The organism is Flavobacterium lindanitolerans (genome assembly GCF_002846575.1).
GTDB classification, from domain to species: Bacteria; Bacteroidota; Bacteroidia; order Flavobacteriales; family Flavobacteriaceae; genus Flavobacterium; species Flavobacterium lindanitolerans.
The window spans coordinates 75,845-98,895 of the sequence record NZ_PJND01000009.1; the positions used below are offsets into that span (position 1 = coordinate 75,845).

The 23,051-nt window shown below is 36.3% G+C and carries 20 protein-coding genes; 8 read left to right on the forward strand and 12 right to left on the reverse strand.

All coding sequences use genetic code 11. The features are described from left to right. The first annotated feature begins 48 nt into the window (after nucleotides 1-48). Nucleotides 49-471, forward strand: a complete 423-nt coding sequence (locus B0G92_RS12960; protein WP_101472527.1) for an META domain-containing protein — start codon at nucleotides 49-51, stop codon at nucleotides 469-471. Between the two features lie 5 nt (nucleotides 472-476). Further along, entirely contained in the window at nucleotides 477-1,274 is a 798-nt protein-coding gene (locus B0G92_RS12965) for an META domain-containing protein (protein WP_101472528.1), read from the forward strand. Nucleotides 1,275-1,307: 33 nt separating this feature from the next. Here the strand turns inward: B0G92_RS12965 and B0G92_RS12970 are convergent, their stop codons facing one another. Both B0G92_RS12970 and B0G92_RS12975 read right to left on the reverse strand, forming a co-directional pair. Beyond that, the gene (locus B0G92_RS12970) at nucleotides 1,308-1,709 is read right to left on the reverse strand and encodes a hypothetical protein (protein ID WP_056073712.1); all 402 of its coding nucleotides are present in this window, start codon (nucleotides 1,707-1,709) and stop codon (nucleotides 1,308-1,310) included. 69 nt (nucleotides 1,710-1,778) lie between these two features. After that, nucleotides 1,779-3,044, reverse strand: coding sequence for an OmpA family protein (locus B0G92_RS12975; protein WP_101472529.1), 1,266 nt, complete (start codon nucleotides 3,042-3,044; stop codon nucleotides 1,779-1,781). 389 nt (nucleotides 3,045-3,433) lie between these two features. On the opposite strand from B0G92_RS12975, the gene B0G92_RS12980 reads away from it, so the two are divergent. Continuing rightward, nucleotides 3,434-3,823 (forward strand): acyl-CoA thioesterase, encoded by a 390-nt coding sequence (locus tag B0G92_RS12980; protein WP_056073709.1) that lies wholly within the window; start codon nucleotides 3,434-3,436, stop codon nucleotides 3,821-3,823. A 3-nt stretch (nucleotides 3,824-3,826) separates the two neighbouring features. Here B0G92_RS12980 and B0G92_RS12985 read toward each other — a convergent pair whose 3' ends face one another. The 3 genes from B0G92_RS12985 to nhaA are packed head-to-tail and all read right to left on the reverse strand — an operon-like array spanning nucleotide 3,827 to nucleotide 6,736. Continuing rightward, nucleotides 3,827-5,077 carry a mechanosensitive ion channel family protein gene (locus tag B0G92_RS12985; protein WP_056073707.1) on the reverse strand — a complete coding sequence of 417 codons (1,251 nt, stop codon included), beginning with the start codon at nucleotides 5,075-5,077 and terminating at the stop codon, nucleotides 3,827-3,829. 3 nt (nucleotides 5,078-5,080) lie between these two features. After that, complete coding sequence (locus B0G92_RS12990) at nucleotides 5,081-5,371, reverse strand: DUF3817 domain-containing protein (protein WP_056073705.1); 291 nt, start codon at nucleotides 5,369-5,371, stop codon at nucleotides 5,081-5,083. Between the two features lie 15 nt (nucleotides 5,372-5,386). Beyond that, a complete protein-coding gene (gene nhaA / locus B0G92_RS12995; protein WP_101472530.1) occupies nucleotides 5,387-6,736 on the reverse strand; it encodes a Na+/H+ antiporter NhaA in 1,350 nt (449 codons plus the stop codon). Nucleotides 6,737-6,872: 136 nt separating this feature from the next. On the opposite strand from nhaA, the gene B0G92_RS13000 reads away from it, so the two are divergent. Further along, nucleotides 6,873-7,385 carry a DUF6155 family protein gene (locus tag B0G92_RS13000; protein WP_101472531.1) on the forward strand — a complete coding sequence of 171 codons (513 nt, stop codon included), beginning with the start codon at nucleotides 6,873-6,875 and terminating at the stop codon, nucleotides 7,383-7,385. Between the two features lie 4 nt (nucleotides 7,386-7,389). On the opposite strand, the gene B0G92_RS13005 is transcribed toward B0G92_RS13000, so the two are convergent. Continuing rightward, on the reverse strand, nucleotides 7,390-8,097 hold the full coding sequence (locus B0G92_RS13005; RefSeq protein ID WP_180326444.1) for an endonuclease V: 708 nt from the start codon (nucleotides 8,095-8,097) through the stop codon (nucleotides 7,390-7,392). A gap of 171 nt (nucleotides 8,098-8,268) precedes the next feature. Between B0G92_RS13005 and B0G92_RS13010 the strand changes: the two genes are divergently transcribed. Together B0G92_RS13010 and hutH are read left to right on the forward strand one after the other, a co-directional pair. Then, nucleotides 8,269-9,804 carry a DEAD/DEAH box helicase gene (locus tag B0G92_RS13010; RefSeq protein ID WP_180326445.1) on the forward strand — a complete coding sequence of 512 codons (1,536 nt, stop codon included), beginning with the start codon at nucleotides 8,269-8,271 and terminating at the stop codon, nucleotides 9,802-9,804. Between the two features lie 96 nt (nucleotides 9,805-9,900). Then, entirely contained in the window at nucleotides 9,901-11,409 is a 1,509-nt protein-coding gene (hutH, locus tag B0G92_RS13015) for a histidine ammonia-lyase (protein WP_101472533.1), read from the forward strand. Nucleotides 11,410-11,443: 34 nt separating this feature from the next. Here the strand turns inward: hutH and B0G92_RS13020 are convergent, their stop codons facing one another. The 3 genes from B0G92_RS13020 to B0G92_RS13030 form a co-directional block, all read right to left on the reverse strand. Beyond that, nucleotides 11,444-11,959 carry a DUF421 domain-containing protein gene (locus tag B0G92_RS13020; RefSeq protein ID WP_101472534.1) on the reverse strand — a complete coding sequence of 172 codons (516 nt, stop codon included), beginning with the start codon at nucleotides 11,957-11,959 and terminating at the stop codon, nucleotides 11,444-11,446. Then, nucleotides 11,959-13,329, reverse strand: coding sequence for a 30S ribosomal protein S6--L-glutamate ligase (gene rimK, locus B0G92_RS13025; protein ID WP_056073694.1), 1,371 nt, complete (start codon nucleotides 13,327-13,329; stop codon nucleotides 11,959-11,961). Before rimK ends, B0G92_RS13020 begins: the two co-directional genes overlap by 1 nt. 253 nt (nucleotides 13,330-13,582) lie before the next feature. Next, on the reverse strand, nucleotides 13,583-16,129 hold the full coding sequence (locus B0G92_RS13030) for an ATP-dependent Clp protease ATP-binding subunit (RefSeq protein WP_056073692.1): 2,547 nt from the start codon (nucleotides 16,127-16,129) through the stop codon (nucleotides 13,583-13,585). A 259-nt stretch (nucleotides 16,130-16,388) separates the two neighbouring features. Here B0G92_RS13030 and gyrA point away from each other — a divergent pair, with 259 nt between their 5' ends. Beyond that, nucleotides 16,389-18,923, forward strand: a complete 2,535-nt coding sequence (gene gyrA / locus B0G92_RS13035; RefSeq protein ID WP_101472535.1) for a DNA gyrase subunit A — start codon at nucleotides 16,389-16,391, stop codon at nucleotides 18,921-18,923. Between the two features lie 31 nt (nucleotides 18,924-18,954). Further along, complete coding sequence (locus B0G92_RS13040) at nucleotides 18,955-20,292, forward strand: tetratricopeptide repeat protein (RefSeq protein WP_101472536.1); 1,338 nt, start codon at nucleotides 18,955-18,957, stop codon at nucleotides 20,290-20,292. 53 nt (nucleotides 20,293-20,345) lie between these two features. On the opposite strand, the gene B0G92_RS13045 is transcribed toward B0G92_RS13040, so the two are convergent. The 3 genes from B0G92_RS13045 to B0G92_RS13055 form a co-directional block, all read right to left on the reverse strand. Next, nucleotides 20,346-21,107: a C40 family peptidase gene (locus tag B0G92_RS13045; protein ID WP_101472537.1), complete on the reverse strand. Its 762-nt coding sequence runs from the start codon at nucleotides 21,105-21,107 to the stop codon at nucleotides 20,346-20,348. Nucleotides 21,108-21,207: 100 nt separating this feature from the next. After that, a complete protein-coding gene (locus B0G92_RS13050) occupies nucleotides 21,208-22,386 on the reverse strand; it encodes an acetyl-CoA C-acyltransferase (RefSeq protein WP_101472538.1) in 1,179 nt (392 codons plus the stop codon). A gap of 209 nt (nucleotides 22,387-22,595) precedes the next feature. Then, nucleotides 22,596-23,000 (reverse strand): DUF5367 domain-containing protein, encoded by a 405-nt coding sequence (locus B0G92_RS13055; protein WP_101472713.1) that lies wholly within the window; start codon nucleotides 22,998-23,000, stop codon nucleotides 22,596-22,598. Nucleotides 23,001-23,051: the final 51 nt, after the last annotated feature.

Genomic DNA, 23,051 nt, shown 5'->3' on the forward strand with positions numbered 1-23,051 from the left:
TGCGATGAAAAGCGTATATTTATGTTTCAATCATAACATCAAAAAAATATGAAAGCTAAATTTTTATCGGTAATCTGTGCCATAGTCTTAGTCGGATTACAATCTTGTAGCTGCAAAAAAGGAGCAGAAGCCATTGCTGAACTTTCAACAGGAAGCTGGGAATTAGAGCAAACTTTTGGAGAGCCCATTGATAAAGGAGAATTTGCTAAAATTCCAGTATTGAATTTCGACAAGACAGAAAACCGTATTTCTGGAAATTCAGGATGCAATTCAATGTCGGGAAGTTATACTATTAAAGAAGACAATATTAGTTTCGGTCCAATCGCACAGACAAAAATGGCTTGTCAGGGAACCGGAGAAGGAAAATTTATGACCTTGTTCAATTCCGTACAAAAATTCAAATTACAGGGAAACAAATTGAAATTATACGATGGAAACGGTACTAAAGTACTGTCTTTCATTAAAAAATAAATCTCATGAAAAAACAATCAATAATCGCATTGGCCGCCTTAAGCTTTCTATTTATTAATTGCAAACCCAAGTCAGCAGAAAAAGAAGTTAGTGGTACTGATTCTCTTTCTGTATCAAAGGATAGTGTAGCCATTAAACAAACAAATGACGTTTTTTTCAAAGCCTCAGGAACAGAGCCGTTTTGGGGAATTGAAATCATGAAGGATTCGGTCCGGTTTACATCACCTGAAACGGAAAATAATTTTACATTATTATACGGAAAGCCGAATAGGGCTATGGATGCCAATGTCATTTCGTATGAAGCAAAATCAGACAGCATTCATTTAAAATTTACGATACAGCAAGGCAAATGTTCTGACGGCATGTCTGATAATGAATATAATTATCATGTGAATGCTTCATTAAAAAGAGGAAAAGATAAAGATTTTAAAAATCTTGAAGGTTGCGGAAATTATATTGTAGATAAGCAATTGGAAGGAAATTGGATTTTGGAAGAATTAGAAGGCAAAAAAATTAATCCCGATGACTTTGAAAAAAAATTGCCGGGCATAGAGATTAATGCTAAAGAATCCAAATTTACAGGTTTTGCAGGTTGTAATGGAATGGGAGGCAAGCTGTTCTATGAAACAGAAATATTGCGATTTACGGATGTTTTTACCACAGAAATGATGTGCCCTAATTATGATAAGGAGAAATTATTTGTAAAAGCCTTACAAAGCACAACAACTTATCAGATAAAAAAAGACAAGCTTTATCTTCTTAATCCTGACGGAACCAAAGCAGTTCTTAGAAAAGCGAATTAAAACAAAAAAGAGGCAAAATTGCCTCTTTTTTGTTTATTCTTCTTGCAGTTCAAAAAGCTGTATCTGGTTTTTTAGTCTTTCAATCAGCATATTCATCATTCTCTTATTGAGCGAGGACGAGTTTTTTATGTATACATCATATTCATGAATTGTAAACAAACCAATCACAATTCCTTTAAGAGAATTCCGGAACTTAATATCCTTTTGAATAGAGTTTTCTATATACGCCAGTTTCTTTTCGACAGGATAGCTGTAGAAATCATTTTTATATTTTGAAATATAATTTCTAAAAACATCAATAAAAAGATCGTTCTGAAGTTTTAATATCGGGCGTAAGACCTGGTTTTGAAAAATTTCATCAGATGAAGACTCGCTTGTAACTGTTCCTAAAGTTTCACCTCTGAATTCAGAAATGAAAGCGTCCCTGTTTTCCATGGTTTTTCTTTTAAAGATAAAAAAAAACCGCCGTATTACTACAGCGGTTTTGAAATATTTATGAAGAAATTATTTAACTCTGAAAGTAACTCTTCTTACGATTTGGCGTGCTTCTTTAGAATTTTTATTTACAGAAGCATCTTCACCATTTCCAATAACCGTTAATCTTGAAGCATTGATTCCTGAATTAACAACAATATCTCTTACAGAATTTGCTCTTCTTTGTGACAAATCTTTATTGTAATCTGAATTTCCTATTTCATCTGCATAACCAATGATTTCTGCATTAGCTGATGGGTTTGCTTTCAAATATTTCACTAAGAAATCAACACCAGACAGGGAAGTCGTTGTTGGTTTGGCTGAATTAAAGTCAAAATATACATTGACATAACCACCGTTGATCAGCTCTTCAATTGTACTGTTGGAAGCAGAAGCTTTACCATTTTGTCCGTACGTTTTATCAAGATAGCTTTCCAATTCATCAGGCACACCATTTTGGTTTCTGTCGATAGACTGACCTTTTGTGTTTACAGCAACTCCGGCAATAGAGTTTGGCTCTAAATCATACATATCCGGCACACCATCCTTATCAGAATCAGCCAATCCTGTCTCAATGTTGCCTACTCTTTCTTCTAAGGCTTTCAATTCATCCAGCTTAGTCTCAGAATACCAGTCTGCGTGTTTCTCATTTTTACCCAGATAGAATGTCAAACCTACAGACGCATTCAATAATGTACCATCAAATGTTCCTGTAGTTGTAGGTCCTTGACCGTCAAAATTATAATTTTGCTTTCCATGAACAATTCCTGTAAGATCTCCGGTCAATACAACACTGTTGCTTAATTTTACCTGACCGGTAATTCCCAGGATTCCATTACCCATGTAATCTTCTCCGTCAAAACCATCTTTGGCAGATAACTGAGAAACCCCAAAACCACCGTGAACTAACAAACCAAATGTATCAGTCCAATCTTCAAAATTCAATACTCTTCCCAGGTTAACAACTCCTTGAAGGCTTGTTCTTAAATAAGTACTTTCAAATGGATTGCTGTCATCATGTTCCTGAAATTTGTCATAACCGAAATCAAGTTTCAAACCAAATTTTGGATTGAACATGTATCGGACACCCAAATCTGCATGGAATAGATTTAATGTTGAAGTATAATAACCATCAGTCATTGCTCTGGTTGGCTTATTTACCCCTCCGTTTACTTCAATCGACCATTTGTTGTAGCCATCTGATGAAGCCTTTTCTACGGTTGCAGCAGAATCTTGTGCGTTTGCAGAAGCGAAAGCCAGCAATAAAAACGATAATAATGGTAAATTCTTTTTCATAGTTCTTAATGGATTTTAATTTAATTTTTCTCTTTTTTGAGCAACATTTCTAAGGCAAAGATAGACTATAGAATTTTAACATTTCTTACTTTTTGTTATATAATTCCCATGTTTATATTTTTTTTAATAATTCTATAACTTTTTTTTATGACTAGTAAATTAAGGTGTTGGCAATAATATTCTAATAGTACACTGTTCATTTAATGCTGGTTACGAGTATCAGAGTGTAGTACTTATCATACCTTCTTTTTTAAAACAGGAAGGAATTACTTGAACGCCCTTTTAGTAAATTTTGGCAAGTTTTTAAGAGTTTTTTCATGTTTTTATCCCGGTTGGATTCAATTTTAATAGGCGAGAAATCATTAATTTTGTCTTGTCAAACTAAAATTATGAGATTTCATACAAGAAAATGGGTAAAACCGGAAGATTTAAACCCAAATCAGACACTATTCGGAGGAAAACTTTTATCATGGATCGATGAAGAAGCAGCATTATATGCCATAATCCAATTAGAAAACGAACGTGTGGTAACCAAACACATGTCTGAGATTAACTTTATCAGCTCTGCCAAACAAGGAGATATTGTTGAAATTGGAATTGATGTCGTAAAATTCGGAAAGACATCACTGACGTTGAAATGTGAGGTGAGAAATATTATGACAAAGGAAACCATTATTACGGTCAACTCAATAACAATGGTAAATCTGGACAGCTTTGGGCGTCCTTCGATTCATGGCAAGACAGCAATCGAATTTGTCCGTGACAGAATCAAAAAATAGGCTTTATTCGGTATGAACTCCTTTTTCAGAAGGTAACTCATAGATTTCCAAATCAAAATAAGGCACGGCAGCAATGATATGGTCGAAAATATCGGCCATAATATACTCATAGTTAATCCAGCGCTTGTCATTCGAAAATGCGTAGACTTCAATTGGAATACCTTTTTCTGTTGGTTGTAAGTGACGACACATCATGGTCATGTCTTTATTTATTCCGGGGTGATTTGCCAGATACTGATTGATATACTTTCTAAACAATCCCAGATTTGTCATGTTCCTACCATTAATGGTCAGGCTTTTGTCAATATTATTATTGGTGTTGTATTTGTCAATATCCTGTTGGCGGTGCTCAATATAAGAACTCACAAGCTGTATTTTTTTCAGGCCTTCCAATTCATCAGTATGCAGGAACCGCACGCTGTTTGCTTTAATCAGAACATATCTTTTGATTCTTCTCCCGCCGGAATTCTGCATACCGCGCCAGTTTTTGAAAGAATCAGAAATCAGGCTATAGGTAGGAATTGTTGTGGTGGTATTGTCAAAATTGCGAACTTTTACAGTAGCAAGATTAATTTCTACCACATCGCCATCAGCACCATATTTTTCAAAAGTTACCCAATCGCCAATTCGAACCAAGTCATTTACGGAGACCTGAATACTGGCTACAAATCCTAAAATAGTATCTTTAAAAATCAGAATTACAATAGCTGAAATTGCTCCAAAAGTGGCAAAAAGCGTAGTAAAAGAAGTTTCAAAAAGAATCAGTACAATGCTTGTAACCCCAAAAATCCAGAGTACAATCATAAATACCTGAATATAGCTGTCTATAGGCTTGTCATTAAAATCCGGCAGTCGCTTGAGGTAATCTTTTATGGCATTTAAAATACTTCTGATAATCCAAAGAACCAGAAATACGATATAGATTTCCAATCCTTTTCTGAAGAATCCTTCCCAATAGGCAAAATCCTTCAGAATGATTGGAACGGTTATGTTTACAAAAAGAAGCGGAATCAGATAAGCAATATATTTAGTGGTTTTATTGGCAACCAGTAAATCATCAAACTGAGTTTCCGTTCTTTGTGCAATAGTACTAAAGACTTCGATTAATATTTTTTTGAATACATAATGAATTACAAAGACAGCTATTCCAAGCAGGATAAAGTTAACGAAAACATTGGCATAGGATGATACCGTGTCGCTATAGCCCCATTCTTTAAATAGATTATATGTCCAATTAAATATTTTCTCGATCATATTTTAGTTTGCTTCTGCATTCAGGTATTTCTTTTCAACGTAAAAAGCACCTAAAGGAATTATGGAGCCTAGAACAATCAATGCGAATTTTTTAGCGCTCCAGTTAAGTTCAATTTTTAACATGATAGCCAGAATAATGTACGCTATAAATAAAAGCCCGTGTGTCATTCCAATAGGAAATAGAAATGTTTTGTATAATTCAGGGTTGCTTCCTTTAAGGATTAACATATTTCCAAATAATAAAAGATAAGAGATACCCTCCAGTAAAGCGACGATTTTAAAAAGTTTAAGCATTGTAAAAAAGAAGTATTATAAATTAGTAATTGAATTTTCGGGATTATTATTTTTAGAGAGCAGGAAATAACCAATTACTCCACCAATCAATGATGCAGCAAAAATACCTAATTTTGCCTGCAGTTCGTATTCAGGGTTCTCAAAAGCAAGATTAGTAACAAAAAGAGACATTGTAAATCCTATTGAAGCCAGAAATCCTACGCCAAAAAGACTTTTGTTTGTCAATCCTTCGGGTAAGCTTGCCCATTTGAAACGTATCATTAACGATGATACTCCATACACACCAATTACCTTGCCTGCCAATAATCCAAAAACAACACCTAAAGTAACAGAACTTGCTGCATTTTCAATAATACCGCTGGAAAATGTAACTCCGGCATTGGCCAATGCAAAAACAGGCATGATAATAAAACTAACTAAGGAATGTAAGCCATGTTCCAGTCTGTGAAGTGGTGACATGGCATCTTTTGATAATTTACGTATATTCTGTAAAACATGAAGCTGGTCTTCAGAAAGAGTAGGAGCATCAGTCGGGTCAAGCTCTTTGAACTGATTCAATCGGGTCCTGATTTTTGAAATGAATAGTGTTTCGTCTATTCTGGATCCGGCCGGAATCGTAAAAGCTACCAAAACAGCCGCGATAGTTGCATGGACACCGGAAAGCAAAAAGGGAAGCCAAACGCCGGCAATACCAACCAAAGCATAAAATAAAATATTTCGGATTCCGAATTTATTGCAGATCAGCAGAAAAACAAAAAAGCCGAGTCCAATCCCTAAGGCTAGGCTATTAATAGAAGCCGTATAAAAAAATGCAATAACCAGAACAGCACCTAAATCATCAACAATGGCGAGGGCGGTGAGGAATATTTTTAATGTTGCCGGTATCTTATCACCTAAAAGATACAGAACGCCCAAAGCAAAGGCTATATCTGTAGCCATTGGAATTCCCCATCCATGAGAAGAATCGGCTCCAAAATTAAATGCGGTATAAATCAGAGCAGGAAAAACCATTCCTCCAATGGCGGCCACAATTGGCAATAATGCTTTTTTAGGCTGTGACAATTCCCCTCCAATCATTTCCCTTTTAAGTTCCAGCCCCACCACAAAAAAGAAAACTGCCATCAGTCCGTCATTTACCCAGTGATGAATAGTATAATTAAGATATAGTTCATCATTAATTGTAAAACCTATTTTGTGTTCCCAAATGTGATGGTACCAATCTTTCCAGCTCGAATTAGCCAAGAAAATAGCTACCACGGCAGCAATAAAAAGAAGAATACCACCTGTAGTAGACTTACTGATAAAGTTGTTAAGGGGGTTAATAATCCATTTTTCTGCGGGAGTTGCTTTTATCGGGTCTTCCATGGAATTTTTTTAGAGATTTGTCAAATTTAAGCATTCCGAATGAGGATTAAAAGCAAGAGTTATGCTATCTTTCTAAATTTGGCAAAGTAGCAGCAATCATAGGATAGTAGTATATTTGTAAAAAGAGAATTCTGAAATGAGCAAAAGAGATTTAAAAAAATATCTTAAAGAATTAGATAAAGAGCAATTGGAAGAACAGCTGTTAGAGTTGTATGAGAAATTCTCTGACGTTAAAACCTATTACGATTTTGTATTCAATCCTAAAGAAGATAAACTGCTTCAGGAAGCAAAATTAAAGGTTACTAATGAATATTTTCCTCTTAAAGGAAAACGTGCCAAGTTACGCCGTTCTGTGGCGCAGAAATATATCAAGCATTTTTTAAGCCTTGGTGTTGATTCTTATGTAATTGCAGACCTGATGCTCCATAATCTTGAAGTAGCACAGAAATATACTGCCCGAAGAGAAATGCGCTATGCTTCATTTTATAAAAGCATGCTGAATTCGTTTGAACAGGTTGTCAAATACAGCATTGAAAACGGAATGGTTTCTGAATTCAGGGAGAGAATACTTCACATAAAAGATAATGCTTTCAAACAAAATTGGGAAAACAAAGAAGAACTGGAAAGGCTTTTTGATGCTATCGAATAGCTCTTTAGAACAGCGGTAGCTGTACATCGAATTCATGATATCCTGCCTGACGTTGTCCCGTACGGAAAAGATTAACCATAACATGTGCCTGTCTTGTAGGTTCGGGAATTCTGTATTTCTGAACTGTACGATTCATGATTTCCAGACTGTCGTCTACTGACATGTGGTGCCCGGGTGAAATAAAAACAGGTTTGACATGGGTTTTTGTGCGGAGCGCGAAGCCTAGTTTGTCCTGATTTTTATAAATAGGGCGGAAGCTGAACTTTTCATCTTCCAAAACATCGTATTTTCCGTGAAGCATATTTTTTGCACAGCCAATTGTTGGATGATCGGTAAGCAGTCCAAAATGCGATGCAATTCCCATTCTACGGGGATGTGTGATTCCTTGTCCGTCAAGAATCAATAAATCAGGTTTTACAGGAATCTGCTCCCAGGCTTTTATCAGGGTAGGAACTTCACGAAAGGCCAAATATTCGGCTTTATATTCAAATTTGGATTCCCCTACAGCCAAAGAATACGAAAGAGGAATCAAATCAGGATAGCTTAAAATAACAATCCCGGCATATAATTTAGAACTGCCTACTTCATGTGAAATATCTGCTCCGGCAATCGTACTAATATTTTTATTACGCGTCTTTAAGGAAATATTCTCCTTCATCTCATTTTGGAGACGTGTTGCCATTTCTATTGTAAAATTATCGTAATTCAGCATATACAGGCGTATTATCAGGCATTAAATGCCAGATTTTCAAAATTAGGCTATTTAAAAACGAATGACATTATATGATTTCCTAATATTTCTATAATTTTTTTTAAAATAAAGCCCAAAAATAACCCTACAAGTCTTTTTAGTCTGTACTTTTGCAAATTATTCAAAATCGCAATGTCCCAAAAAAACCTAGAATTAGAAATCGAAGAAAAAAAAGAACTTTATGCCTACCAGCAAGGGGATATCGATGCGATTTTTGAACGAATCAATAACGCTCCGCATAATCACCATTTGCTTTACCAGCTTCCAACCGGAGGAGGAAAGACTGTCGTATTTTCTGAAATCGTAAGACGCTATCTTTCTTATAATGACAAAAAAGTTCTGGTATTGACACACCGCATTGAGCTTTGTAAGCAAACGTCAAAAATGCTGAAAGGATTCAATGTCAAAAACAAAATCATTAACAGCAAAATCAAGGAATTGCCGGATCAGGATGAATATTCTTGTTTTGTTGCGATGGTGGAGACTTTAAAAAACCGGCTGAATGACGAAAAATTAAAAATCGGAAATATTGGACTTGTAATTATTGATGAAGCCCATTATAATTCTTTCCGGAAACTGCTGTCATCATTTAAAAATTCTTTTATATTGGGCGTTACCGCTACTCCTTTGAGTTCCAATATAAAACTGCCAATGAATGAAAATTATGACGAGCTCATCATAGGGGATCCGATAAGCAGATTAATTGAAAACGGATATTTGGCAAAAGCCGTTACTTATAGTTATGATGTAGGATTGACTTCCCTTAAGGTTGGCATTAACGGAGATTATACCGTTAAATCTTCTGATGATCTATATACGAATATGGTCATGCAGGAAAAATTACTTCATGCCTATACAGAAAAATCATTAGGAAAGAAAACCCTGATTTTTAATAATGGAATTTATACTTCTTTATATGTATATGAAACCTTTAAAGAAGCCGGATATCCTATCAGGCATTTGGATAATACGACTTCAAATGAAGAAAGGAAAGAAATTTTATCGTGGTTCAAACATACTCCGGATGCTATTCTGACTTCTGTGGGAATCCTGACAACCGGATTCGATGAGCCAACTGTTGAAACGATCATCCTAAACAGGGCAACCAAATCCCTTACCTTATATTTCCAGATGATTGGGCGCGGTTCGAGGAAATTACCCAATAAAGACAGTTTTACCGTAATCGACCTGGGGAACAATGCTGCCCGTTTTGGTTTGTGGAGTGATCCTGTTGACTGGCAACATATTTTCAAATCGCCTGAATTCTATCTTGAAAGCCTGCGTAATGATACCGAAATCGAAATGCATTTTAAATATAAGATGTCTCCGGAAGTTCGGGCCAAATTTGCCAATACCGCCGTTGTTGAATTTGATGTGGATGAAGAACACAGAATAGCCATTTCGCAAAACCTGCGTTCTAAGGTAGTTTTAGAAAAATCTCTGGATCAGCATGCTTCTATGTGTGTTGATAATGCGGAAACTATAAACGAAGCCAAAAACCTTTCTAAGCTGCTGTATGACGATATCGAATCCAGAATTAGGTATTATACAAACTGCCTGAGTAAAAGCAGTAAAAATTACCGTGAATGGCTGGTTGAGGATTATAAAACTAAATTATTGCTTTTGATAGGGAAAAAATATCGGGAGAAAATCATGAACGAAGATTAATAAGACCCATTTCCCAAATTTTTCAAAAACAGATTCACAATAGTTGCTTTTTTGATAGTATTTGCGGAATTTTGAGGCACAAATAAGCAAACAAAAATGGACAATACACATTATATAAGCGGTGAATTACTGTCGTTAGAAAATTTAGAAGAAATTATCAGCCATAATAAGACCTTGGCTTTGTCTGAAGAAGCAAAAGTCAATATTCAGAAATGCCGTGATTATCTTGATAAAAAGATGGAATCTCACAAAGAGCCAATCTATGGAATCAATACCGGTTTCGGTTCTTTGTATAATATAAAAATATCAAACGAAAATCTTACCAAATTACAAGAGAATCTTGTAAAGTCACATGCCTGCGGAACAGGAGAGGAAGTGCCAAAAGACATCGTTAAGATGATGCTTCTGTTAAAAATCCAGTCGTTAAGTTATGGCTATTCCGGTGTTCAGTTAGAAACCGTTGAGCGTTTGATTGACTTTTATAATAATGATATTTTCCCTGTTGTATATGAATTAGGCTCTTTAGGAGCATCGGGTGATTTGGCGCCTTTGGCGCATTTATCTTTGCCTTTAATCGGAGAGGGGGAAGTTTATTTTAATGACAAAAAACATGATTCTATTGACGTATTAAACCATTTTGGCTGGCAACCTATCCAATTAAAATCAAAAGAAGGATTGGCCTTGTTGAATGGAACCCAGTTTATGAATGCTTATGGCGCTCATATTTTAATACGTGCGGCTAAATATTCTTACCTGGCAGATTTGATAGGTACGGTTTCCTTAGAAGCTTTTGATGGAAGAATTGAGCCTTTTAATGAATTGATACATTTAATTCGTCCACATAAAGGGCAGATTGTTACCGCAAAAAGAGTCATTGAATTTTTAGACGGAAGTGAGATTATTTCGCAAAAGAAACAGCATGTACAAGATCCATATTCTTTCCGCTGTATTCCGCAAGTACATGGAGCTTCGAAAGATGCGATTGATTATGTGAAGAAAGTATTTAAAACAGAAATCAATTCGGTTACAGACAATCCAAACGTTTTTATTGAAAGCGACCAGATTATTTCAGGTGGAAATTTCCACGGCCAGCCTTTGGCATTGGCTTTGGATTTTCTGGCAATTGCCTTAGCAGAATTAGGAAATATTTCAGAAAGAAGAACTTATCAGCTAATTTCAGGATTGAGAGGACTTCCGGCTTTTTTAGTAGACAATCCGGGATTGAACTCAGGATTTATGATTCCGCAATATACAGCCGCGAGTATTGTAAGCCAGAACAAACAATTGGCAACTCCTGCCAGCATTGACAGTATTGTTTCTTCTAACGGTCAAGAAGACCATGTGAGTATGGGAGCAAACGGCGCTACAAAAGCATTACGCATTATGGATAATTTAGAGCGTATCCTTGCTATAGAATTAATGAATGCCTCACAGGCAATCCATTTTAGAGCACCATTGAAATCGAGTGATTTTATTGAAATGTTCGTAAAAGCATATAGAGAAGAAGTGCCTTTAGTGAGCGAAGATAGAATTTTGCATTATGATATCGAGAAAACGGTTGCTTTCTTAAAAAGCTTCCAGATTGATGAGAGTGTACAGAATTAAAATAAAAAAGCAGGCTGTAAGCCTGCTTTTTTATTTAATCTATTCCGTTTAAGGTTTTATGGTTTCTTCTTCTTTTGTAGTGTGTCTGTTTCAGATTTTCATTGCCTGAAATAATGCTGATATTACCATCTATTTCTAAAAAGGCATATTTTACATCTTTATAATATTCAACGCCGTGTTCGTGCATGGCTTCTGTCAATTCATCGGAAGTAATGCCAAGCCGCGCCAGCGTTTTAAACTCAATTTTTCCTTTGTGGACAAGCACTTCGGGTTTTTGCTGCAAGAAATTATTTAATTTCTTATAACGGAACATGAGTTTTTTCAGAATAAAGTTGACCAGAAACAAAGCTCCTGCAGCTACAAGTCCACCCCATAGCGAAGTATCACTTCCAACCATGGCGTTCTGGACAGAATTACTGATAAGGAGAATCAATATGACATCGGCAGTATTAAGCTGCGATAGTTCCTTTTTCCCGAAAACGCGCAATGCTATAACCATAAAAAAATATACGGCTACGCTTCGCAGGATAATATCGAGATACGGATTCATTATTTCCACTTAAAGTTTTTCTCAATAGCCTTAATCATTTCTCCGGCAATATCTTTGTTTGTTGCGCCTTCAATACCTTCAAGGCCGGGAGAGGAGTTTACTTCCAAAAGAAGCGGTCCTTTTGACGAACGAATAATATCTACTCCGGCTACTTTCAGGTTCATGGCCTTAGCCGCCTTAATGGCAATTCTTTTTTCTTCTGAAGTTACTTTGATGACAGAAGCCGTACCTCCCAAATGGATATTTGCCCTGAATTCTCCTGGTAAGGCTTCACGCTGGATAGCGGCCACTACTTTTCCGTCAATCACAAAGCATCGAATGTCTTTTCCGTTGGCTTCTTTGATAAATTCCTGAACCAGAATATTGGCATTTAAGCTTTTAAAAGCATTGATAACACTTTCTGCTGCTTTTTTTGTTTCTGCCAAAACGACACCTTTTCCCTGAGTCCCTTCTAATAATTTTACGATTAGGGGCGAACCTCCAACCATTTTAATAAGGTCATCCGTATCTAAGGGAGAATTGGCAAATCCTGTTGTTGGTATGTCAACACCGTGATTGAGTAACAATTGTAAGGAATACAATTTATCACGCGATTGTGTAATAGCAGATGCAGAATTAAGGCAGAATACCTTCATGGCTTCAAACTGGCGGGTAAGCGCACAGCCATAAAAAGTGATACTTGGACGAATTCTAGGAATGACAGCATCAAAATCACTTAAAATTTTACCGCCACGGTAATGAATTTCGGGTTTGGTAGCATCTAATTTCATGTAGCATTCCTTAATATTCAGGAAATGCATTTCATGTCCTCGCTGTTCGCCGGCTTCTATGATTCTTTTGTTGGAATACAATTCCGGATTACTGGCCAGGAGGCCTATTTTCAATCCGGTTTTTGCTCTTTCGGAATTATGATATAGTTCTTTTAGTTTGTCATTGGTAGGCTGCCCTAAAAGGTATTTTTGTTCCGGGTCAACCAAAACTCGCCCACTCATTGCTTCACGTCCTAAAAGCATCCTGAAACCCATAGAATCCCTATTGGTCAGGGTCATTTCTATTGGCCATTTGTGTTCGCCAAAATCCAGTGTAGTGCGTATAACATAACGCTGTTCGCGAAATCCGCTTGAACTTTTTACAATTCTTTTATCAACTAAAAGTGCTTCGCAATGAATAATCGTCTTGAGATTGTTTTGTATGGGATTGATATCGAATTTTACCCAGCTTTCACCGTCTCTCACAAAAGGAGCGATGTTAACTGCATGAAGCGCAGATGTTTTGGCACCTGAGTCGACACGAGCCTTAATAAGGGGGATTCCTAATTCAGGAAATGAACACCATTCTTCACTTCCAAGGATAACTTTGTTTGTAGACATAGCAAGTATTGATTGTAACAATAGACTAAAGTACTACTTATTTTAGAATCAAAAATTAATTTTTTGTAATTATTAAAAATAAGAGTTGATCGAGAATAATCCATTTAATCTCTAAATCTGCGGCTAAAGAGTTTGAGTAAATATCTTTATTGGTCATTAAATAATCAAGCCACTGATTTAGGACTTTGAAAATTCTTGTATGAATCTCATCTGTCTCTAAATCAGTGGCCTGAAATTAGTATTTTAAACCTACTTAATTGGCAGGTTCTTCTGCTTTTTTAATCTGGACTGTCAGTTCCTGAGAAGTTTCATCCAAATCCATAAATATGAGGTCACCAGAGTTAATTTTAGAAGTAATGATTTCTTCTGCAAGGGCATCCTCTACATATTTCTGGATAGCTCTTTTTAACGGTCTGGCTCCAAATTGCTTATCGAAACCTTTGTCTGCGATAAAAGCTTTTGCCTTTTCAGACAATTCCAGATTATAGCCCAATTCGGCAATTCTGGCGTATAGTTTTTTCAATTCGATTTCAATAATCTGGTCGATATGTTCTTTTTCAAGAGCATTGAATACGATCACATCATCGATTCTGTTCAAAAACTCTGGCGCAAAAGCTTTTTTCAGCGCATTTTCAATAACGCTCTTAGCATTTTCATCGGCTTGTGATACTTTAGCTGCTGTTCCAAAACCAACGCCTTGTCCGAAATCTTTCAATTGACGGGCTCCAACATTAGACGTCATGATAATGATTGTGTTTTTAAAATCAATCTTGCGTCCTAAACTATCTGTCAGGAATCCGTCGTCCAGAACCTGAAGCATCATGTTGAAAACGTCAGGATGGGCTTTTTCAATCTCGTCTAAAAGTACAACACAGTATGGTTTTCTACGAACTTTTTCAGTTAATTGTCCTCCTTCTTCATATCCTACATATCCCGGAGGCGCTCCAACCAATCTTGAAATCGCAAATTTTTCCATGTATTCGCTCATATCAATACGGACCAATGCATCTTCAGAATCGAATAATTCTTTGGCGATAACTTTAGCCAATTGGGTTTTTCCAACACCCGTCTGTCCTAAGAAAATAAAGGAACCAATCGGACGATTCGGATCTTTTAATCCGGCACGGTTTCTTTGGATAGATCGGGCAATTTTCAAAACAGCTTCTTTCTGCCCAATTACTTTATTTTCAATTAGTTCAGGAAGTTTAGCTAATTTATTGCTTTCAGTTTGTGCAATACGGTTTACAGGAATTCCTGACATCATAGAAACCACATCGGCAACATTGTCTTCTGTTACCTGAATACGGTTATTTTTAGAATCCTCTTCCCATTGTTCCTGAGCTATTGCCAAATCTTTTTCAATACGTTTTTCGTCATCGCGAAGCTTTGCAGCCTCTTCATACTTTTGCTTTTTGACAACCGTATTTTTAAGCTCTCTGACTTCTTCCAATTGACGTTCTAAATCCAAAATCTGTTTTGGAACATCAATGTTGGTAATGTGAACACGTGAACCTGCTTCATCCAAAGCATCAATGGCTTTGTCCGGAAGGAAGCGCTCAGACATGTATCTGTCTGTTAACTTTACGCAAGCTTCAATGGCTTCAGGCGTATAAGTCACATTATGGTGATCTTCGTATTTGTTTTTTATATTGTTCAGAATCGTAATTGTTTCCGCTACAGAAGTAGGTTCTACAATCACTTTCTGGAAACGTCTTTCCAAAGCACCGTCTTTTTCTATGTATTGGCGGTATTCATCAAGCGTTGTTGCTCCAATACATTGGATTTCACCTCTGGCTAAAGCCGGCTTAAACATATTCGATGCATCAAGCGAGCCCGTAGCTCCGCCGGCACCAACGATAGTATGGATTTCATCTATAAACAGAATTATATCGTCGTTCTTTTCCAGTTCGTTCATCACGGCTTTCATACGTTCTTCAAACTGCCCGCGATACTTGGTTCCGGCAACTAAACTGGCCAGATCAAGTGTCACTACACGTTTGTTGAATAAAATACGTGAAACTTTCTTTTGGATAATTCTTAAGGCAAGTCCTTCAGCAATAGCCGATTTACCTACACCTGGTTCTCCAATCAAAAGAGGGTTGTTCTTTTTTCTTCGGCTTAAAATCTGTGAAACGCGCTCAATTTCTTTTTCGCGTCCAACAACAGGGTCCAATTTGCCTTCTTCAGCCATTTCTGTCAAATCACGTCCAAAGTTGTCTAAAACCGGAGTTTTTGATTTCTTATTGGACTTACTGGCCGGCGTATTAAAAGCACCTTCTTTTAAACTGTCATCTTGTCCTGAATCATCATTGTAAGATTCATTTTTTGGCAAGTCATTCAAAAATTCTTCTTCGCTGTTTGGTGTCATATTCAAATATTGTTCTTTAGCTGAATCATAATCAATCTTCATCTTATTCAACAGCTTGGTTGTGGGATCATTTTCGTTTCTCAAAATACACAATAATAAGTGTGCAGTACTAATGGAAGGGCTCTGAAAAACTTTAGCTTCAAGATACGTCGTTTTTAGTGCTCTTTCGGCCTGACGCGTCAAATGAAGGTTTTTCTTTTCATTGCTTGCTTCAACATTAGGATTTGCTGGGCTTAATATTTCGACTTTTCTGCGCAAATGCTCTAAATCTATAGACAGATTGTTAAGTATATTTATTGCTTTACCGTTTCCATCTCTTAATATGCCCAACATTAGATGTTCCGTTCCAATAAAGTCATGGCCCAAACGGAGCGCCTCTTCTTTACTGTAAGTGATTACATCTTTTACTCTAGGTGAAAAATTATCATCCATAATATAAAATATTGGTCTTGTAAATTTAATGAATTAGTTGAGTAAATACAAAAATCATACCCTGACATAAGTACTGACAGCTAAGTGACAAAAAAATACCCGAAAATAAAAATATGTCAAAAATTATTTATCAACTATGGAGGGGCTTTTTTATGTTGATAAATCCCTGAAATTAGTGATAAAAAATGCACTGAAAATGTTACGAATTACGTATATTGGCACGTTTTGAAACGAATTTAATTTTTTAATATAAATACTTATGGCTGAAGGAGAAAAGTTAATTCCTATTAACATAGAAGACGAAATGAAATCCTCTTACATCGATTATTCGATGTCTGTAATAGTTTCCAGAGCGCTTCCTGATGTTAGAGATGGTTTGAAACCCGTACATAGAAGAGTACTTTATGGTATGTACGAATTAGGAGTTTTTTCAAATAGAGCACACAAAAAATCTGCAAGAATTGTCGGTGAAGTTTTAGGTAAATACCACCCACACGGTGATACATCTGTATATGACGCGATGGTTCGTATGGCCCAGGAATGGAGCTTACGTTATTTATTAGTAGACGGTCAGGGTAACTTTGGTTCCGTTGATGGTGATAGCCCGGCAGCCATGCGTTATACTGAAGCCAGAATGCGTAAGATCGCAGAGGAAATAATGGCAGATATTGACAAAGAGACAGTCGATTTCCAATTGAACTTTGACGACACCCTGGAAGAACCTAAGGTAATGCCTACAAAAGTTCCTACCTTATTAATAAACGGTGCTTCGGGTATTGCTGTTGGTATGGCTACCAATATGGCGCCTCACAACTTAAGTGAAGTTGTTGACGGTACGTTGGCATACATCGATAATAACGATATAGAAATTGACGAACTGATGCACCATATCAAAGCTCCTGATTTTCCAACCGGGGGAACTATTTATGGATATGAAGGCGTTCGTGAAGCATTCAAAACGGGAAGAGGAAGAATTGTAATGCGTGCCAAAGTTAATTTCGAAGAAGTTGACGGAAGAGAATGCATTGTGGTTACTGAAATTCCATACCAGGTTAATAAGGCTGACATGATTAAGAAAACAGCCGACCTGGTAAATGAGAAAAAAATTGACGGTATCTCAAACATTCGTGACGAATCGGACAGAAACGGAATGCGTATCGTATACATATTAAGACGTGACGCCGTTCCTAATGTCGTTTTGAATACCTTATATAAGTATACACAACTACAATCGTCTTTCAGCGTAAATAATATTGCGTTGGTTAATGGCAGACCTCAGTTGTTGAACCTAAAAGACCTGATTCACCATTTCGTGGAGCACCGTCATGAAGTGGTAACCCGCAGGGCGCAATATGAATTGCGTAAAGCAGAAGAAAGAGCCCATATTTTAGAAGGATTAATTATCGCTTCTGATAATATTGACGAAGTAATCCAATTAATCCGTTCCTCAAGCAATACTGATGAAGCAAGAGAAAAATTGATTGCAAGATTCAACCTTTCTGAAATCCAGGCAAAAGCAATCGTCGAAATGCGTTTGAGACAATTGACAGGTCTGGAGCAGGATAAATTGCGTGCGGAATATGAAGAAATCATGAAATTGATTGCCCACTTGAAAGAATTATTGGCAAGCAAAGAAATGAGAATGGCTCTAATCAAGGAAGAACTGACTGAAATTAAGGATAAATATGGCGACGAACGTCGTTCAACTATCGAATATTCAGGCGGTGATGTGAGTATTGAAGATTTAATTGCAGACGAAAATGTAGTAATTACAATTTCTCATGCAGGATATATCAAGAGAACGAATCTTTCAGAATACAAAACCCAAAACAGGGGTGGAGTAGGACAAAAAGGAGTGGCAACTAGAGATCAGGACTTCCTGGAGCACCTTTTCGTGGCTACCAACCACCAGTATATGATGTTCTTTACTCAAAAAGGAAAATGTTTCTGGATGAGAGTATATGAAATTCCTGAAGGAACAAAAACGTCAAAAGGAAGAGCAATCCAAAATCTTATCAATATTGAGAATGACGATAAAGTCAAAGCATTTATCTGTACTCAGGATTTGAAAAATCAGGACTATATAAATTCTCATTATGTAATTATGGCTACCAAGCAAGGTCAGGTTAAAAAGACATTGCTGGAGCAATATTCCCGTCCTAGAGTTAACGGTATTGCCGCAATTACTATTAAGGAAGACGATGAACTACTGGAAGCAAAACTGACAAACGGTGAAAGCCAGATTCTTATTGCTGTGAAATCCGGTAAATTGGTACGTTTTGAAGAAAACAAAACACGTCCGATGGGAAGAAGTGCTTCCGGTGTTCGAGGTATTACCTTAGGGCATGAGAAAGATGAAGTAATTGGCATGGTATCTGTAAACGATATGGAAAGTGAAATCCTGGTAGTTTCTGAAAACGGTTATGGAAAACGTTCTTCACTTGAAGATTACCGAATCACGAACAGAGGAGGTAAGGGTGTGAAAACACTAAACATTACTGACAAAACAGGAGAGCTGATTTCTATCAATAACGTTACCGATGCAGATGACTTAATGATTATCAACAAATCCGGATTAACAATCCGTATGGAAGTATCTGACCTTCGTGTTATGGGTAGAGCGACTCAGGGAGTAAGGCTTATCAATATTAAAGGTAATGACTCTATTGCAGCCGTAACAAAAGTAATCCGTGAAGAACAGGTTATTGATGAAACTGAAGGAGATGGTGAAAATACTGCTTTAGAAGCATCAACCAATGATGATGTAACCGAAGTAGAAAATACCGAAGAATAATACAACTACTATATAACCAAAATTAAAAATTATGAAAAGTAAATATTTATTATTGGCGTCAGCTTTTCTGGTTTCGGGTTTGACATTTGCCCAGAAAGATGAGCTAAAGACGTTAAAGAAAATTTATGACAAAGATGAAATTAAGGCAAAAGACCTTACGGAGTATAAAGCTGCCATTGAAAAGTCTGAACCATTGCTGGCAAATGCATCTGAATCTGATAAAATTTATTTAGGCTTTTACAAATCGCTAGTGCCATTTATTGAAGCACAAGAAGCAGCTAGCCGCCCTGAGAACAGAGCAAATCCACAAGCTGCCTTGATGAAAATATTTAATGCAAATAACATTTTTCAATTAGCTGACAATACAAGTAAGGTTATTGAATTTGAAAAAACGTCTGGAAAACAAGTCCTGACTAAAAGCATCAATGAGGATATTGCTGACATGAAACCTATGCTGTTAAATTATGCAGTTAATTTGGGTAAGCAAAAAAATTATAAAGATGCAACAACTGTATTGTACAGTCTTTATCTTCTTGACAAAACGGATCTGGAAAAACTTTATTACGCAGGAAATTATGCTGTCAATGACAAAGATTATGATAAAGCGTTGACCTACTATAATGAACTTATAAAGCAAAATTATTCTGGTGAAAGATCAGAATATATGGCAACGAGTAAACTTAGTGGAGAAGAGGTGACATTTGCTTCGTTGGCTGACAGAGAAAAAGCAGTTAAAATGGGGACTCACGAGAAACCAAGAACTGAGCAAATTAAATCAAAAAGAGGTGAAATTTACAGAAATGTGGCCTTGATTTATAACAGTAAAGGTGATGTTGCAGCTGCAACTAAAGCTGTAGCTGAGGCAAGAGCCGCTAATCCTGACGATCTTACTTTAGCCATGACACAGGCAGATTTGTTTATGAAGAGTAATAATATAGAAGGTTATAAGCAGGTCATTGCTCAGGTTATCTCCAAAAGTCCAAATGATCCGAACCTGTTTTACAATTTAGGAGTACTTGCAGCTCAGGCAAATGAAAATGTTGAAGCTGAAAAGTATTATAAAAAGGCAATTGAAATTGATCCTAATTATATCAACGCCTACCTAAACCTTTCTGTTTTGAAATTAAACGGAGATACTGCAATCGTTGATGAAATGAATAAACTAGGTACTTCTGCAAAAGATAATAAAAGATATGATGAATTAAAGGTGAAAAGAGAAGCTATTTTTAAAAGCACTTTGCCATATCTTGAAAAAGCGAATAAATTAGATCCTAAAAATGAGGACGTATACAGAACATTATTAAACGTATACAATTATCTTGAAATGACTTCTGAAGCTAAAGCTTTAAAGGCATCATTTAATGGTTAATTATAGGTTCGTTTAAAAGACAAAAAAACCGAAGATAAAAATCTTCGGTTTTTTTATATTATTTTCTTAATAACTCTTAGCTTGTGCGTATGTCTGTTAGTCTCAGCATTATATATGCCCAGGTGATCTAATCTGTCAATTCTGACTTTTCCACTGGCATGTATAATATAATTGTCATCCATAATAAGTCCGACATGTATTATTTTACCTTCTTCATTGTCAAAAAAGGCCAAATCTCCCGGTTCACTTTCTTCAATAAAACTTAGCGCTTCACCTTGGGTTGCCTGTTGTGAGGCATCTCTCATCAATTTATAGCCGTTAAGTTTATATACCATTTGGGTTAAACCGGAACAGTCAATACCAAAAGGAGTCTTTCCGCCCCACAAATACGGAGCATTCAAATACATAAATGCGGTATTTATCAAATTGGATTTTGGTTTTATGCCACTGATTTTCATTCCTTCAAAATCCAGATTCGTTTTATTAATTGCCGGATTACTAAGAAAAGAAAGTGATGCACCTAAAGGAATAGGCATTAGTAAATTATTTGGAGAATTTACATATTCAATCAAATCCGCATTGAGGATTATCGCCTCATTACACAGCTGATTGTAATCCGTTTCAGAAATAGCCTGGAATTGTTTTTCATCTACCCAGCCCTCATAACCATCAAAATGCAATTGAATTTTTGACCATTGCTTATTTTGCTCTAAAATCTTAAAATGCTCACCAAAAAGTACTTGTGATACAATTTCGCTACGGTCGCTAGGTTCAAATCTTAAAGGTATTATGGCTAGATTACAAATTCCAAACATTGAGGGTTTGCTTTAAATTAAATGATGAATTTCGGATTTTAAAGATACAAAATCATTTAAATCCAAAATCCATCATTACAGAATATAATTTTATGCTTTGTTATGCTCTTTCAATTACAATTGCAGAAGCACCACCACCGCCATTGCAAATTGCAGCAGCACCAATTTTAGCATTGTTCTGCTCCAATACATTTAATAATGTGATGATAATTCTGACACCTGAGCATCCAAGCGGGTGACCCAAAGAAACAGCACCACCATTCACATTTACCTTATTGTTGTCTAATCCCAGAATTTTAGCATTGGCCAAACCTACTACAGAAAAAGCCTCGTTGAATTCGAAGAAATCTACATCATTAATAGCTATCCCTGCTTTATCTAATGCCTTTGGCAATGCCTTAGCCGGAGAAGTCGTAAACCATTTTGGTTCCTGTGCTGCATCAGCATAGCTCTTAATATAAGCAAGTGGTTTTAATCCTAAAGCCTTTGCTTTTTCTTCACTCATCAAAACAACAGCTCCCGCACCATCATTGATAGTAGAAGCATTGGCTGCAGTTACTGTCCCTTCTTTTGTAAAAGCAGGATTCAGGCTTGGGATTTTATCTAATTTTACGTTAGTGTATTCCTCGTCTTTAGTAACCATAATCGGGTCACCTTTTCGCTGAGGAACAGCAACAGGAACTACTTCATTATCAAATTTTCCGGCATCCCACGCTTTTGCAGAACGCTCATACGATTGTATAGCAAACTGGTCTTGCTCTTCTCTGGAAATTTTATATTCCGTAGCACAAAGATCAGCGCAAACTCCCATAGCATTATTGTCATAAGCATCTGTAAGTCCGTCTTTCTGCATACCGTCAATCATAGAAGCAGGACCAAATTTATGACCATTTCTCAAATGAAGATAATGTGGAATCATGCTCATATTTTCCATTCCGCCGGCAACGATAATTTCTGCATCACCACTGATGATTGACTGAGCACCCATCATAACCGCTTTCATACCGGAAGCACAAACTTTATTTACTGTTGTAGCAATAACGCTATCAGGTAAACCTGCATACAAAGCCGCCTGACGTGCAGGAGCCTGTCCAACACCAGCCTGAACAACATTACCCATCAATACTTCATCAATAAGCTTTGGATCTAAATTGATTTTATCTAATGCGCCTTTGATTGCAACAGCTCCTAATTGAGGAGCGCTAACAGTAGAAAGAGCTCCCATAAAACTTCCTATTGGAGTTCTGGCAGCGGATACAATGACAACTTTTTTATTCATAATTGTTTAATTCTTTGTTTGTTTTTGCGAATTTAATTCTTTTTCGGAGAAATAGAAACCAGTTTTTGAATTAAGTTTAAAATTAACTGCGTTAAAAAAATTAAGTTATTTCAAGTAAAAAGCTTCACACTAATAAATTTTAATTCTCGGTTACAGGATTTAAAATAATTGAGCTATGATTCCTATTTAATTTTTTTGTTTTATTATAATCAATTCCCATTTTTCTGTTTTTTTCTCAACAGCCCAAAAATTAAAACGATAGAGTAGGCAAACATTAACCATGAAGCAAAAGTCTTACTATAGGTTTCAGGCATATTAGGAAATAAATTTTCAAAAAACTGTATGCATACCGTATCCAATAGCATACCGGGTAAAACCATAATGGCTGCAGATTTTATACTTTCAAGATTGTTTAAGTTTAGTTTATTAAAGACTGAAGTTGAAATGAGGCCTAAAGTTGGTATCAGAATGACATATAAAACTGCCATTGCTAATGCGTTGTCGACAATAAAAAAATAGTGCCCTGCAACTCTAAATAATACGGTGGCCGATAACCAAACCAAAAATCCAACAATAAAACTAATTAGCTTGTAATTTACTTTGTGTGTTTTCATTCCAAATTTCAATTTTAGATTGTAGGTTTTTTCAAACACAAAGTTACTTAT